Here is a 13,974-nt window from a genome sequence, read left to right on the forward strand (position 1 = left end):
CGCGCAGGCGCGCCCCCGGCGGGCAACGCATGCGTTGTCCGCCGTCCACTTCTTCTTCTGTCTTGCTCTCCCGCTGGTTGGCGCCGGCGCCTTCCGCGTGGAAGGCACCGGCGCCTGGGCGCTGTTACTTCACGCCGCCCGATTCGTAGATAGCCCAGGCCGCTTCGGCGCTGGCACCGTCGTGGATCATGGCCATCAGTGCGCTCACCACCGCCGAGGGGTTGGCGTGCTGGTAGACGTTGCGGCCGTACACCATGCCGACGGCGCCCTGGTCCAGGAGCACGCGCGAACGCGCGAACACCTGCTGCAGGTCTTCGCGTCCGCCGCCGCGCACGAGCACGGGGCAGCGCGCGGCCTGCACCACGCGGTGGAAGTCGGTGGCGTCGGTGGTGGGGTCGGCCTTGACGATGTCGGCGCCCATCTCGCGCGCCAGGCGCGTGAGCGTGACGATCTTTTCGGCGTCGCCATCGACCATGTAGCGGCTGGTGGCGGTGGGTGCCTGCATCACCAGCGGCTCGATCATGAGCGGCATGCCGTAGCGGTCGCAGTCGGCGCGCACGCGGGCGATGTTCTGCACGCACTGGCGGAACAGGTCGGGCTCGTCGGGCAGCATGAACAGGTTGACGACCACGCAGGCCGCGTCCCTCTGCACGGCGGGCAGCACCGGGTCGTCCTGGTTCTGCAGCACGGCCCACATCACGCGGTGGTGCACGGCGTTGTAGGGGTTGCCCATGTCCAGGCGCATCACCAGCGCGGGGCGATCGCGCCCGGGCCGGTCCTGCAGCAGGTCGGACTGCCCGTAGTTCAGCTGGATCGCGTCGGGCTTGGCAGCCACGAGCTTGTCGATCACGCCGGGCATGTCCTCCAGGCCGTCCAGGAAGGTGGGTTCGTTGCACACGCCGTGGTCCAGGGCGATGTCCAGGCAGCGGCCGTTGTGCAGCAGGCGGTTGAGCCGCGCGGTCTTGTCTTTCGACATGAAGGAAGAACTCCGTGTTGAGGAAAAAGGAAGGGAGGAAAAAGGCGCGCTCAGGCGAGCGCGTCCAGGTGGCGCTTGGCCGCAGCGTCGATGAGCTGCAGGGCTTCGCTGTCGAGCACGACCGCGCCGGCGCCGGCGTTCTCGATCGCCTGCTGGCGCACGCGCGCACCGCACAACGCCACCGAGACGGTGCCGCGGGCCACGGTCCAGGCGATCATCATCTGGCCGAAGGAGCAGCCCAGGTGCGTGCGCAGCGGCTCCAGCGTGTCGAAGAAGGCCTTCAGCTTCGCGCGGTTGGCTTCGCTGAAACGCGGGTTGGTGGCGCGCTGGTCGTCGCCCTTGAACTCGCGCGCGGGGTCGATGGGCCCGGCCAGCAGGCCCAGCGCCAGCGACGAGTAGCCCAGCACCGCCACGTTGTGCTCGGCGCACAGCGGCGCCAGCGTGGTCTCGATGCCGCGGTCGATCAGGCTGTAGAGCTCCTGCGCCGCATCGACCGGGCCGTGCTTCAGGTACTCCGAAAGAATTTCGGGCGTCGCGTTGCTCACGCCGATGGCGCGGATCTTTCCCTGCTTCTTGAGCGAGAGCAGCGCGTCCATGGTCTCGGCCACGGGCGTCGTGTGGTCCTGCCAGTGCGTGATGTACAGGTCGATGTAGTCGGTCTGCAGGCGCTTCAGGCTCTCTTCACATTCGTGGAAGATCGAGTCGCGTCCGAGGTAGCGGTACACCGGGTGGCCGTCTTCCTCGAAGAAGTGCGTGCCCTGCTGCGTGTGCCACACCAGGCCGCACTTGGTGGCGATCACGGCCTCGTGGCGACGGCCCCTGAGCGCGGTGCCGACGATGCTCTCGGAGCGGCCCAGGCCGTAGGCCGGTGCGGTGTCGATCAGGTTCACGCCCGCATCGAGCGAGGCCTGGATGGCGATCACGGCGGCTGCGTTGTCGCCGCCGCCCCACATCCATCCGCCCATGGCCCAGGTGCCCAGGCCGATGGCCGAGCTTTCGATGCCCGAGGGGCCCAGGGTGGTCATCTTCATCTGCGTTGCGCTGCTCATCGCTTGGTCTTTCTCGTGTTCAGGATGTGGTCGATGGTCACGGCCGCGAGCAGGATCAAGCCCTTGATCACGTCCTGCCAGTAAGGCGACACGTCGAGCAGGATCAGCGAGCTGGTCACCACCGACAGCAGCGCCAGGCCGAGCACGGCGCCGAGCACGGTGCCCGAGCCGCCCTTGAGGCTGGCGCCGCCGATCACGGCCGCGGCAATCACGTTGAGTTCCATGCCCATGCCGAAGGTCGGCGTGGCGGCGCCGAAGCGCGCCGTGTAGATCACGCCGGCCAGGCCCGCCGAGGCGGAGCACAGCACCGTGACCCAGAACTTCACGCGGCCCACGCGGATGCCGGCGTACAGCGCGGCCTTCTCGTTGCTGCCGGTGTAGAACACGCGGCGCAGCAGGGTGGAGCGGCGCAGCACGAAGTCGCTCACGATCACGATGGCCAGGAAGATCAGGATCACGGCCGGCACGCCGAACAGCGTGCCCTGGCCGATGAACTTGAACTCGGCCGGCAGCGAGAACAGCGACTGCGGCGTGCCCTGCGTGAGCGCCAGGCACAGGCCGCGCACGATCACCATGAAGGCCAGCGAGGCGATGAAGTGGTTCAGCCCGATGCGCGTGACGCAGCCGCCGATCATGGCGCCGATGAGACCGCTCGCGCCAATGGCCACCAGGCTCGCGAGCCACGGGTCCATGCCCATGAGAAAGAGCTTGCCGGTCACCACCATCGCAAAGCACACCACCGAGCCCACCGACAGGTCGATGCCGCCGACGATGAGCAGGATGGTCATGCCCACCACCACGATGCCTTCGATGGAGAAGGACAGCAGCATCGCGCGCACGTTGTCCCAGGTGAGGAAGTAGGGCGATGCGAAGCTCATCGCGACGCACAGCGCCACGATGATGAGCACCAGCCCGGCCTCGCGCATGCTCGTGAGCTTGTTGGCCTGCTTCACGGGGTCTCCTGTTCGGCGGGGTTGCAGGGAGCCGGCCGTGGCCGTGGCCGCGGCGCCTGCGTCGATTCTGGTCGGAAAGTTCATGCCATTGCCTCTTCGGGTTCGCAAAGTCCGGAGGCCAGCCGCAGCAGGGCTTCCTCCGTCATCTCGTCATGGGCCAGTTCGCCCGCCAATCGCCCTTCGCGGATCACCAGTGCGCGGTCGCACAGGCCGATGATCTCGGGCAGTTCGGAAGAGATCACCACCACGCCCACGCCCTGGTCGGCCAGGTCGCGCAGGATGTGGTGAATCTCGGATTTCGCGCCCACGTCCACGCCGCGCGTGGGCTCGTCCATCAGCAGCACCGCGGGCTGCGTGGCCAGCAGCTTGGCGATCGCCACCTTCTGCTGGTTGCCGCCCGACAGGCTCGACACCTCGATCGCCACGCCGTCCGACTTCAGGTTGAGCTTGGCGCCCAGCTGCACCGCGAGGCGGTGTTCGGTGGCGCGCTGCAGCAGGCCCAGGGCCGAGCTCACGCGGCGCAGCGCCATCGACGAGATGTTCTGGGCAATCGGCAGGTCGAGGAACACGCCGGCCGCCTTGCGGTCTTCGCTCAAGTAGGCGATGCCTTCGCGCAGCGCGTCGCTGTACTTGCGGATCGACAGCGTCTTGCCGTTGAGCCGCACGGCGCCGCGTCGCGCGGGGCGCAGGCCGCACACGGTCTCGGCCAGCTCGCTGCGTCCGGCGCCCATGAGGCCGGCGATGCCGAGGATCTCGCCACGCTGCAGCGTGAAGGAGATGCCGTGCACGCGCTCGTCGTCGGCGATGCCATCGACTTCCAGCACGGGGCCGGCGTTCGCATCAGCGGCGGCGGCTTGCTTGGGCGGGTAGTAGTTGCCCAGGTCGCGCCCGACCATGCGGCGCACCAACTCGTCGGGCGTCATGCCTTCGAGCGGGCCGCTGTGCACGTTGCGCCCGTCGCGCAGCACGGTGGCGCGGTCGCAGTGCGTGAAGATCTCGGCCATGCGATGGCTGATGTAGATGATGCCGATGCCCTGCGCCTTGAGGTCGTGCAGCACCCGGAAGAGCGCGGCCGATTCGTTGTCGGTCAGGGCGGCGGTGGGCTCGTCGAGGATGAGCACCTTGCAGTCCAGCGTGAGCGCCTTGGCGATCTCCACCAGCTGCTGGTTCGAAATGCTCAGGTCGCGCACCAGCGCGGCCGGGTCGATGTCCTGGCCCAGGCGCGCCAGCACTGTCGCGGCGCGCGTGTTCAGCGCGGAGAAGTTCATCCACGCCTGTTTGCCGGCGTTGATTTCCGGCATGAAGATGTTCTCGGCCACGGTGGCGTCGGCGCACAGGGCGATTTCCTGGTGCACGAGGCCGATGCCCAGGCGCATGGCGTGGGCGGGGCCGTCGATGACGACCTTCTGGCCGCACAGCACGATCTCGCCTTCGTCGGGCTGGTGGATGCCGTCGATGATGTTCATCAGCGTCGACTTCCCCGCGCCGTTCTCGCCGCACAGGGCGTGGATCTCGCCGGCCTGCAGCGAGAAGTCCACGCCCGAGAGCGCGCGCGAAGCGCCGAAGCGCTTCGCGATGCCGCGCAGTTCAAGCAATGCGGCAGGGGTGCTCACTCGCCGATTCCCTTGGTGCCACGGCGGGCGAGGTACTTGTCCCAGTAGAAGTCGTCGGCGTTGGCCTTGCTCACCACGGCCAGGCCGTTGTCCAGGAAGGGCACCGACATCGGGTTGGTGCCGTTGCGCTTGGCGTCGTTCATCGGGTCGATGAGGCCGGGGTTCTTGGCCAGGAACAGCATCATCATGCCCATGTAGCCCTGCATGCCCTGGTTCGGGTTGATGGCGCCGAACACGTCGCCCGACTTGATCATGTCCAGGATCTTGGCGTTGACGTCGCAGCACATCACCTTGATGTTCTTCTTGGTCTCGACCTTGGCCTGCGCCGCGCCGAGCGCCGAATTGGCCTCGGGCATGAAGAGGGCGCCCAGGTTCGGGTTGGCCTGCGCCAGGCTCAGCACGGCCTGGTAGGCCTTGTTCGGGTCCTGGTTGCTGGCGGCGCGGCCGACCAGCTTCATGCCGGGGTGCTTGGCCTTCATGCGGTTCACGAACGCGGCGATGCGGCGGTCGTGGTTGTCCTGGCCCGGGTTCTCGAGCACGGCGTACTCGCCCTTGCCGTTGAGCGAAGCGGCGATGGCGTCGGCCGCCTGGTTGCCTTCGCGGTCGTTGTCGGAGGTGATGAACGAGGTGCGCTTGGAGTTGGGCGAATCGGCCGCGAAGGTCACGACCGGGATGCCCATCGCGGCGGCGCGGTTGATGGGTTCGATGAACGGGTCGGGGTTCATCGGGTGCAGCAGGATGCCGGCGGGCTTGCGCGCCAGTTCCTGCTCGAACGAAGCGAGCTGCTTGTTCACGTCGTACTCCGGCGTGCCGGTGTAGCGGGTGCGAACGCCCAGCGTGCGGCCGAGCTGCTTCATCATTTCGTAGACCGGGAACCAGTACTCGACGCCCGAGACCATCACGTTCATCACGTAGACGTCGCTGGCATTGCCGCGCAGGCCGGCACCCGCCGCGGGGGCTGCGGCTTGCTGTTGCGCGAACGCGCTCGCACCGGCCAGGCCGATACCGGCAGCGGCCGCGGACTTCAGGAAATTACGCCTCATTCTTTGTCTCCTCACGTTGACTGGCAGAGCTTTCGGCCCGCCGTTGCGTGGCGGACCTGTGGACCGTGGTGTCACGACAGTTGTTATGACAGGCTAGAATGTAATGGCGGGCCGTTTCTCCCGATAACTAGGGGAAACGCTACTGGTGACAGCCTTTTTTTCCGCCGAAGCTGTTATGACATGAAGACCAAAATACTGATCGGCATCGACATGGGCTCGAGCAGCCTGAAGGCGCTGGCCCTGGACGCGGGGAGCGGGCGCAGCCTGGCCGTGTCGCGCCTGCCCCTGCGGCATGCGCGGCTGCCCGGCGGCGGGTGCGAGGTGGGCGCGGCGGCGATTCGCGCGGGGCTGACCCACGTGCTCGGCGACGTGGCGCGCCAGCTCGGCCCGCGCGCGGCGGACGTGTGCGCCATCGGCTGCACCGGCCACGGCGCGGGCCTGTACGCCCTCGATGCACACAACGAACTCGTGGGCGGCCGCGCCGTCGCCTCCACCGACCAGCGCGCCGATGCGCGCGCGCTCGCCCTCTCGGCACGCCACGGCGACCGGCTGTTCGCCGACGTGGGCTGCCGCCCCTGGCCCGGGCAGCCCACGGTGATCGCGGCCGAGCTGCTCGGCGCCGACGCCGTGCAGCGCGGCGAACTGCGTCGCCTGCTGTTCGCCAAGGACTACCTCGGCTTCCTGCTGACCGGCGAGATCGCCACCGACGCGAGCGATGCCAGCACCGCCGGCCTGCTCTCGCTGGCCACCGGCGACTGGTCGAACCTCGCCTTCGAGGTCGCGGGCATCGACGGTCTCGGGCCGCGCGCCTTCGGCCCGCTGGTGCCCAGCGGCCAGACGATGGGCCGGCTGCGCGCGGCCGAGGCGGCGCTGTGCGGCCTGCCGGCGGGCATTCCGGTGGCGATGGGCGCCATCGACCTGCTCGCCTCGATGACCGCCATCGGCGCCGAAGACCGCGGCCGCGCCGTGTCGGTGCTGGGCACGTGGTGCGTCAATGCCGTCATCGGCCCGGTGATCGCGCCGCAGCCCGAGGTCGCCGCGCTCGTCAACTTCGGCCGCACGCGCGAGCGCCTGTACATGGAGAACAGCCCCTCGTCGATGGCCAACATCGCGTGGCTGGCCGGCGCGCTCGGGCTGCCCGATGCGCGCACCGTGGTCGACCTGGCCATGGGTGTGCCGCTCGGTGCGAACGGGCTGCGCTATTTGCCTTTCATCAACGGCGGGGGCGGCATCACGGCCGGCTTCGTCGGGCTCAAGAGCCACCACACGCCGGCCGACATGGCGCGCGCCGTGGTCGATGCCGTGGCCGCGCTGCATGCGCGCCACACCGCGCGCCTGGCGTCGCAGGGCCTGCCGGTGTCGGCCTCCAGCGTGCTGGGCGGCGGTGCCAGCGATGCACGCCTCGTGCGTCTGCTCGCGGCGCTGCTGGGCCATCCGGTCGAGCGCTGCGCCGACGACGAAACCGGCGCGCGCGGCGCTGCCCTCTATGCCGCGATGTCGCAGGACCTCGACGACGCGGGCCCTGCCAGCCCGCTGCGCGCGCCCTGCGAACTCATCGAACCCGACGCGCGCGACGCGCGGGCCCATGCCGATTTCAACGCCGAATTCAACGAACTGATCGATCGCATGTCTCCTGTCTTCAACCATCTCGCGGGCGGTGCGTCATGAGCGCGTGGCAACTGCCTTTTGTCCGCCCAGCCTCTCTTGAGGGCCGCCACTTTTCGACGGTGATCGTCGGCGCCGGCATCAACGGCGTGGGCGTGTTCCGCGACCTGTCGCTGCAGCGCGTCGATTGCCTCATCGTCGACAAGGGCGACTTCGGCGCCGGCGCCAGCAGCGCGCCCTCGCGCATGATCCACGGCGGCCTGCGCTACCTGGAAAACGGCAGCTTCTCGCTGGTGGCAGAGGCCACGCGCGAGCGCAACCTGCTGCTGCGCAACGCGCCGCACCTGGTGCAGCCGCTGAAGACCGTGGTGCCGCTGTCGAGCTTCTTCGGCGGGCTGCTGAGCAGCGCGCTCAAGTTCTTCGGGCGCACGCCGCCGCAGCGCACGCGCGGCCTGCTGGCCGTGGCCGCGGGCCTGCGCCTGTACGACCTGCTGGGCCGCCGCCAGCGCGTGATGCCGGGCCACCGCATCAGCCGCGTGCCCACCAACGACCGCCGCCTGTTCCGCGCCGCGATCCGCTGGACCGCCACCTTCTTCGACGCCTGGATCAGCCATCCCGAGTGGCTGATCCTCGAGCTCATCGGCGACGCCTGCCGCGACCAGCCGCGCTCGGCCGCCGCCAACTACTGCCGCGTGACGGGCTGCGCGGGCAACATCCTCACGCTGCGCGACGAGATCACCGGCGCGCTGGTGCGCGTCACGGCCGACACCGTGGTGAACGCCACCGGCGCCTGGCTCGACCGCAGCGCGGCCGTGCTCGGCGGCGCCGGCCCGCGCGTGATGGGCACCAAGGGCTCGCACCTCGTGCTCGACCACCCGGCGCTGCGCGACGCGCTCGAAGGCCGCATGGCCTACTTCGAGGCGGTGGACGGGCGCGTGTGCATCGTCTATCCCTTCCTCGATCGCGTGCTGGTGGGCTCCACCGACATCCCGGTGGAAGACCCCGACCAGATCGTCACCGAACCGGCCGAGATCGACTACCTCATCGACGTGCTGCGCGAGGTGTTCCCCAACATGGCCTTCGACCGCCAGCACGTGATCTACACCTACGTCGGCGTGCGCCCGCTCGCGCGCTCCGACGCCGACAAGCCGGGCCAGATCTCGCGCGACCACTCGGTGGTGGTCGACCCGCCGAGCGCCACGCGCGACGTGCCCATCGTCGGCCTCGTGGGCGGCAAGTGGACCACCTTCCGCGCCCTGGCCGAAGAAGCCACCGACCACGTGTTGCGCCACCTGGGCCGCTCGCGCACCGCCTCGACCGAGTCGCTGCCCATCGGCGGCGGCGCCGAGCTGCCGGCCGACGCGGCAGCCACCGAGCGCTTCATCGACAAGATGACGGCCGGCTCGGGCCTGGGCCGCGCGCGCGCGCTGGGCCTGCTGCGCCGCTACGGCTCGAAGGCGCTGCCGCTGGCGCAGCGCCTCGCGGCCTCGGGCGATACGCCGCTGCGCCACGCGCCCGAGTACTCGGCGGCCGAGCTCTCGTACCTGTGCATGGAGACCGGCGTCGTGCACCTGGACGACCTCGTGATCCGCCGCACGCTGCTGGCCATCCGCGGGCTGGTCACCGACGACGCGCTCGCCGAGATCGCCGCCGTGGCCGCCGAAGCCCTCGGCTGGGACGCAGCCCGCGCGCACCAGGAACTCAGCGCCTGCGCCGCCGCCCTGCGCGAGCGGCACGGTGTGCGCCTGCAGCCGGTGGCGGCCAACGAGCCGGCACCTTCCGCTTTCGATGCATCATTGATGGCCAGCCCCGTCCTCGGCCCGACCTAACGTGACCCTTTCCACCGCCCCCGACACCGTGTCGACGACCTCGCTCGACCGCAACTCCGAATCGCCGCTGTGGGCGCAGTTCCGCGACGCCATCCGGCTGCAGATCCTGCAGGGCGTGCTGCCCATCGGCGCCAAGCTGCCGTCCGAGGCCGAGCTGGGCGAGCAGTTCGGCATCTCGCGCATCGTGGTGCGCGAGGCGCTGGCCGACCTGGTGCGCAACAACCTCATCTACAAGATCAAGGGCCGCGGCGCCTTCGTGTCGGCGCGCGAGCGCGACGAAGATTTCGTCTCCACCGTGCTGGGCTTTTCCGACGAGATGGAACGCAAGGGCCGCTCGGTGCGCACGCAGATCCTCGTGCAGGAGCTGCGCGCAGCCACCGCGCAGGAAGCCGCCGCGCTGGGCCTCACCGAAGACGCGCAGGTGGTCGGCCTCAAGCGCCTGCGCAGCGTCGACGGCGAACTGCGCCTCCTGGTCGAGACGGCCGTGCCGGCCGACCTCGCACCGGGCCTGCACCGCACGCGGCTGGACGACCGCTCGCTGTACGACGTGCTGCGCCGCCAGTACGGCGTGCGGCTGGTGCGCGCCGAACGCTGGATCGATGCCGTGCTGCCCGACGCGGAAACCTGCCGCCTGCTCGACCTGCCGCAGCCCGAGCCGCTGCTGCGCATCGAGTCGATCGCCTACGGCGCCAACGGCCGGCCGCTGGAGCACTACCGCGCGCTGCACCGCTGCAAGACCAGCCGCCTGCACGTGCAGACGACGACCTGAGGTCAGGCCTTCGCGCTGCTGCTGCGTGAAGGCAAGAGCACCGAGGCGATGGCGACCATCATCAGCGCCACCGCCACCCAGTCCTGCCAGTGCACGACCTCGCCGAGCCACACGGCGCCGCTGAACACGCCGAGCACGGGGATGAACATCACGCTCAGGGTCGAGGCCACCGGCGGCAGGCCGCGCGCCAGGTAGAACCAGGCCGCGTGCGCGAAGCCGAAGATCAGCACGGCGTTGTAGGCGATCGATCCCCAGGTCACGGCGCCCGGCGAACGCCACTGGTCGCGCTCGAACAGCAGCGACAGCACCGTCATCACCACGGCCGTCATGGCCGTCATCCAGAACGAGAGCGTGAGCGTGGGCAGGCCGATGCGCGTGTGGCGCAGCAGCTGCGTACCCAGCGCCCAGGTGGCGGCGGCCACCAGCGCCAGCGCCACGTAGCCGGGGCGGCCCGCGAAGTCGGTGAGCTCGTGCCACAGCAGCAGCCCGACGCCGATGGCGCAGGCGCCCACGCCGGTCCAGGCGCGGCGCGTGAGCACGGCCGAGAACAGCAGCGCGCCGATGACGGCGGAGAACACCGGCATCGTGTAGCCCAGGATCGCGGCGCGCCCGCCTGACAGCGCCTTCACCGCGAGGATGATGCAGGCGTGCCAGACGAACATGTTGGTCGCGCCCAGCCACACCAGCTCGGGCCAGGCGCTGCGCGGCACGCGGAACGGCACCTTCATCACCACCAGCGCGATCGCCAGCACGGGCACGCCCAGCCAGATCGAAATCGCGCGGAAGGCCAGCGGCGGGTAGTCGGCCACGCCGAGTTTCATCACCGGCCAGTTGAAGCCCCACGCGAGGGTGAGGAGCACGAGAAGAACGAACTGGCGCGGCGTGAAGGAAGGCATGGGCCGCGATTGTGGCGCGGCCCGTGCATTCGTGCTGGCGGGGCGGCTACAGCAGGCGCTTCAGGTAGCGCCCCGTGTGGCTCGCCTCGTTCGCCGCGATGGCTTCCGGCGTGCCTTCGCCCACCACCGTGCCGCCGCCGGCGCCGCCCTCGGGGCCCATGTCGATGAGCCAGTCCGCGGTCTTGATGACGTCCAGGTTGTGCTCGATGACGACGATCGTGTTGCCTGCGTCGCGCAGCTGGTGGAGCACCTTCAGCAGCAGCTCGATGTCGGCGAAGTGCAGGCCGGTTGTCGGTTCGTCGAGGATGTACAGCGTGCGGCCCGTGTCGCGCTTGCTGAGTTCGAGCGCGAGCTTCACGCGTTGCGCCTCGCCGCCCGACAGCGTGGTGGCCGATTGGCCGAGCTTGATGTAGCTGAGGCCCACGTCCAGCAGCGTGCGCAGCTTGCGCTCGATGGTCGGCACGGCCTTCAGGAACTCGTGCGCGGTCTCGACCGTCATCTCGAGGATCTGCGCGATGTTTCGGCCCTTGTACTGGACCTCGAGCGTCTCGCGGTTGTAGCGCTGGCCGTGGCAGACCTCGCAGGGCACGTACACGTCGGGCAAAAAGTGCATCTCGACCTTCACCACGCCGTCGCCCTGGCAGGCCTCGCAGCGGCCACCGGCCACGTTGAAGCTGAAGCGGCCCGGTCCGTAGCCGCGCTCGCGCGCGGTGTTGGTCTCGGCCATCAGCTCGCGGATGGGCGTGAACAGGCCCGTGTAGGTGGCCGGGTTGCTGCGCGGCGTGCGGCCGATGGGCGACTGGTCGACGTTGATGACCTTGTCGAAATACTCGATGCCTTCGACCGATTCGTGCGCGGCCGGCTCTTCGTGCGCGCGGTACAGCGTGCGCGCCACGGCGGTGTAGAGCGTGTCGTTCACCAGCGTCGACTTGCCCGAGCCCGAGACGCCGGTCACGCAGGTCAGGAGGCCCACGGGGAAGGCCACGCTCACGTTCTTCAGGTTGTTGCCGGTGGCGCCGACCACGCGGATCTCCTGCAGGTCGGTCTGCGAGGCCAGGTGCGCCGCTTCGCGCGCGGCGCGGCGTTCGGCCGCGGGGCTTTGTGGAAAGCGCGAGGGCTTCTTGCCTTCGTTGAAGGCCGGCTTCTTCACGGCCGGCAGCCACGCGGTGCGGTGCTTGGGCACCTCGATCTTCTTCACGCCCGAGAGGTACTGGCCGGTGAGCGACTCGGGGTTGGCCGACACCTGGGCATACGTGCCCTGGGCCATCACGCGTCCGCCGTGCACGCCGGCGCCGGGGCCCATGTCGATGACGTGGTCGGCGGCGTGGATCATGTCCTCGTCGTGCTCGACCACGATCACGCTGTTGCCGATGTCGCGCAGGTGTTTGAGCGTGCCGATGAGGCGATCGTTGTCGCGCTGGTGCAGGCCGATGCTGGGTTCGTCGAGCACGTACATCACGCCCGTGAGGCCCGAACCGATCTGCGAGGCGAGGCGGATGCGCTGCGCCTCGCCGCCCGAGAGCGTCTCGGCGCTGCGGTCCAGGCTCAGGTAGTTCAGGCCCACGTCATTCAGGAATTTCAGGCGCAGGCCGATCTCGCGCACCACCTTGTCGGCGATGTCGGCCTTGGCGCCGCGCAGCTTCAGCGTGCTGAACCAGGCGTAGGCGTCGCGCAGCGTGAGGTGGCTCAATTCGAAGATCGCCATGCGCGGCGGCTCGCCACCGTTCGCGCCCACGTGCCCGGCGTCGTCCACCAGGAACACGTTGCGCGCCTCGCGCCGCAGCCGCGAGCCGCCGCAGTCGGGGCAGGGTTGTTGGTTGCGAAAGCGCGCGAGGTCTTCGCGCACCATCACCGAATCGGTCTCGCGGTAGCGCCGCGTCATGTTCGGGATGATCCCCTCGAAGGGGTGCTTCTTCGTGAGCTTCTTGCCCGCGAAGTTGCCCGATTCCATGGTGTAGTTGAACTTGATCTCTTCGCCGCCCGAGCCGTGCAGCAGCGTCTGCTGCACCGAGGCCGGCAGCGATTCGAAGGGCGCGTCGACGTCGAACTTGTAGTGCTTGGCGACGCTCTCGACCATGCTGAAGTAGTAGCCGTTGCGGCGGTCCCAGCCCTTGATGGCGCCGCTGGCGATCGACAGCGACGGAAACGCCACCACGCGCACCGGGTCGAACACCTCGCGGTGGCCCAGGCCGTCGCAGCTCGGGCAGGCACCCACGGGCGAATTGAACGAGAACAGGCGCGGTTCGAGCTCCGACAGCGAGTAGTGGCAGATCGGGCAGGCGAACTTGGCGTTGAACAGGTGCTCCTTGTCGGGCGCGCCCGCAGCGCCATCGGCGCTGCCTTCCGGCTTTGCACCCAGCTCCAGCGCAATGGCGCGGCCCTCCGCCAGGCGCAGCGCGGCCTCGAAGCTCTCGGCCAGGCGCTGCTGCATGTCGGGGCGTGCGCGCAGGCGGTCGATGACCACGTCGATGTCGTGCTTCTCGGTCTTCTTGAGCTTGGGCAGGTCGTTGTATTCGTACGTTTGCCCGTCGACGCGAAAGCGCACGTAGCCGGCGGCCTGCATCTCGGTGAAGAGCTCGAGGAACTCGCCTTTTTTCTCGCGGGCCACGGGCGCCAGGATCATCAGCCGCGGCTCGTCGGGCAGGGCCAGCACCGCGTCGACCATCTGCGACACCGTCTGCGCCTGCAGCGGCAGGTGGTGGTCGGGGCAGAAGGGCGTGCCGGCGCGGGCGTACAAGAGGCGCAGGTAGTCGTGGATCTCGGTCACCGTGCCCACGGTGGAGCGCGGGTTGTGGCTGGTGGCCTTCTGCTCGATGCTGATCGCGGGCGACAGGCCCTCGATCACATCGACATCGGGCTTGTCCATGAGCTGCAGGAACTGCCGCGCATAGGCCGAGAGGCTTTCCACGTAGCGCCGCTGCCCCTCGGCATACAGCGTGTCGAACGCCAGGCTCGACTTGCCCGAGCCCGACAGGCCGGTGATCACCACCAGCTTGTTGCGCGGGATGTCGAGATCGACGTTCTTCAGGTTGTGGGTGCGCGCGCCGCGGATGCTGATGCGCTGCTGGGCGAGCAGGGCGCCAAGGTAGGCGTCACGCTCCGGGGTGTCTTCAGTGGTGGGTGAATTCAAGGGGTGCGGTCGTCCGAGGGCAACCGGACATGATAGAGGCGCCGGCTCCGCCTGTCATGACCAGGGGATGGACGGCGGCGGACGCCCCCGCCCAGGCTGGCCGGCGCCGGG

10 protein-coding genes are annotated in these 13,974 nt (G+C 69.3%); 3 read left to right on the forward strand and 7 right to left on the reverse strand.

Annotated elements, in window-relative coordinates; all coding sequences use genetic code 11:
- Positions 1-124 precede the first annotated feature (124 nt).
- Genes AC1RGU_RS25285 through AC1RGU_RS25305 form a run of 5 tightly spaced genes read right to left on the reverse strand, consistent with a single transcriptional unit; the run spans position 125 to position 5,634 of the window.
- A complete protein-coding gene (locus AC1RGU_RS25285) occupies positions 125-976 on the reverse strand; it encodes a class I fructose-bisphosphate aldolase (RefSeq protein WP_095950695.1) in 852 nt (283 codons plus the stop codon).
- 50 nt (positions 977-1,026) lie between these two features.
- Positions 1,027-2,025 carry an aldo/keto reductase gene (locus AC1RGU_RS25290; RefSeq protein WP_492698908.1) on the reverse strand — a complete coding sequence of 333 codons (999 nt, stop codon included), beginning with the start codon at positions 2,023-2,025 and terminating at the stop codon, positions 1,027-1,029.
- Entirely contained in the window at positions 2,022-3,062 is a 1,041-nt protein-coding gene (locus AC1RGU_RS25295) for an ABC transporter permease (RefSeq protein ID WP_070063424.1), read from the reverse strand. The genes AC1RGU_RS25290 and AC1RGU_RS25295 overlap by 4 nt, the downstream gene beginning before the upstream one ends.
- Positions 3,059-4,591, reverse strand: coding sequence for a sugar ABC transporter ATP-binding protein (locus AC1RGU_RS25300; RefSeq protein ID WP_492698910.1), 1,533 nt, complete (start codon positions 4,589-4,591; stop codon positions 3,059-3,061). Before AC1RGU_RS25300 ends, AC1RGU_RS25295 begins: the two co-directional genes overlap by 4 nt.
- Positions 4,588-5,634, reverse strand: a complete 1,047-nt coding sequence (locus tag AC1RGU_RS25305; protein WP_056584185.1) for a substrate-binding domain-containing protein — start codon at positions 5,632-5,634, stop codon at positions 4,588-4,590. Before AC1RGU_RS25305 ends, AC1RGU_RS25300 begins: the two co-directional genes overlap by 4 nt.
- A 180-nt stretch (positions 5,635-5,814) precedes the next feature.
- Here AC1RGU_RS25305 and AC1RGU_RS25310 point away from each other — a divergent pair, with 180 nt between their 5' ends.
- From AC1RGU_RS25310 to AC1RGU_RS25320, 3 genes are read left to right on the forward strand one after another with little or no spacing between them, the layout of a single operon-like run.
- Complete coding sequence (locus AC1RGU_RS25310; RefSeq protein ID WP_492698912.1) at positions 5,815-7,302, forward strand: FGGY family carbohydrate kinase; 1,488 nt, start codon at positions 5,815-5,817, stop codon at positions 7,300-7,302.
- On the forward strand, positions 7,299-9,068 hold the full coding sequence (locus AC1RGU_RS25315; RefSeq protein ID WP_492698914.1) for a glycerol-3-phosphate dehydrogenase/oxidase: 1,770 nt from the start codon (positions 7,299-7,301) through the stop codon (positions 9,066-9,068). Before AC1RGU_RS25310 ends, AC1RGU_RS25315 begins: the two co-directional genes overlap by 4 nt.
- 1 nt (position 9,069) lies before the next feature.
- Positions 9,070-9,837, forward strand: a complete 768-nt coding sequence (locus AC1RGU_RS25320) for a GntR family transcriptional regulator (protein ID WP_172438465.1) — start codon at positions 9,070-9,072, stop codon at positions 9,835-9,837.
- 2 nt (positions 9,838-9,839) lie between these two features.
- On the opposite strand, the gene AC1RGU_RS25325 is transcribed toward AC1RGU_RS25320, so the two are convergent.
- Together AC1RGU_RS25325 and uvrA are read right to left on the reverse strand one after the other, a co-directional pair.
- Entirely contained in the window at positions 9,840-10,733 is an 894-nt protein-coding gene (locus AC1RGU_RS25325; RefSeq protein WP_369630973.1) for a DMT family transporter, read from the reverse strand.
- A gap of 46 nt (positions 10,734-10,779) precedes the next feature.
- Entirely contained in the window at positions 10,780-13,863 is a 3,084-nt protein-coding gene (gene uvrA, locus AC1RGU_RS25330; protein WP_492698916.1) for an excinuclease ABC subunit UvrA, read from the reverse strand.
- Between the last annotated feature and the right edge of the window lie 111 nt (positions 13,864-13,974).

The organism is Variovorax sp. GW823-FHT02B07 (assembly GCF_058797695.1).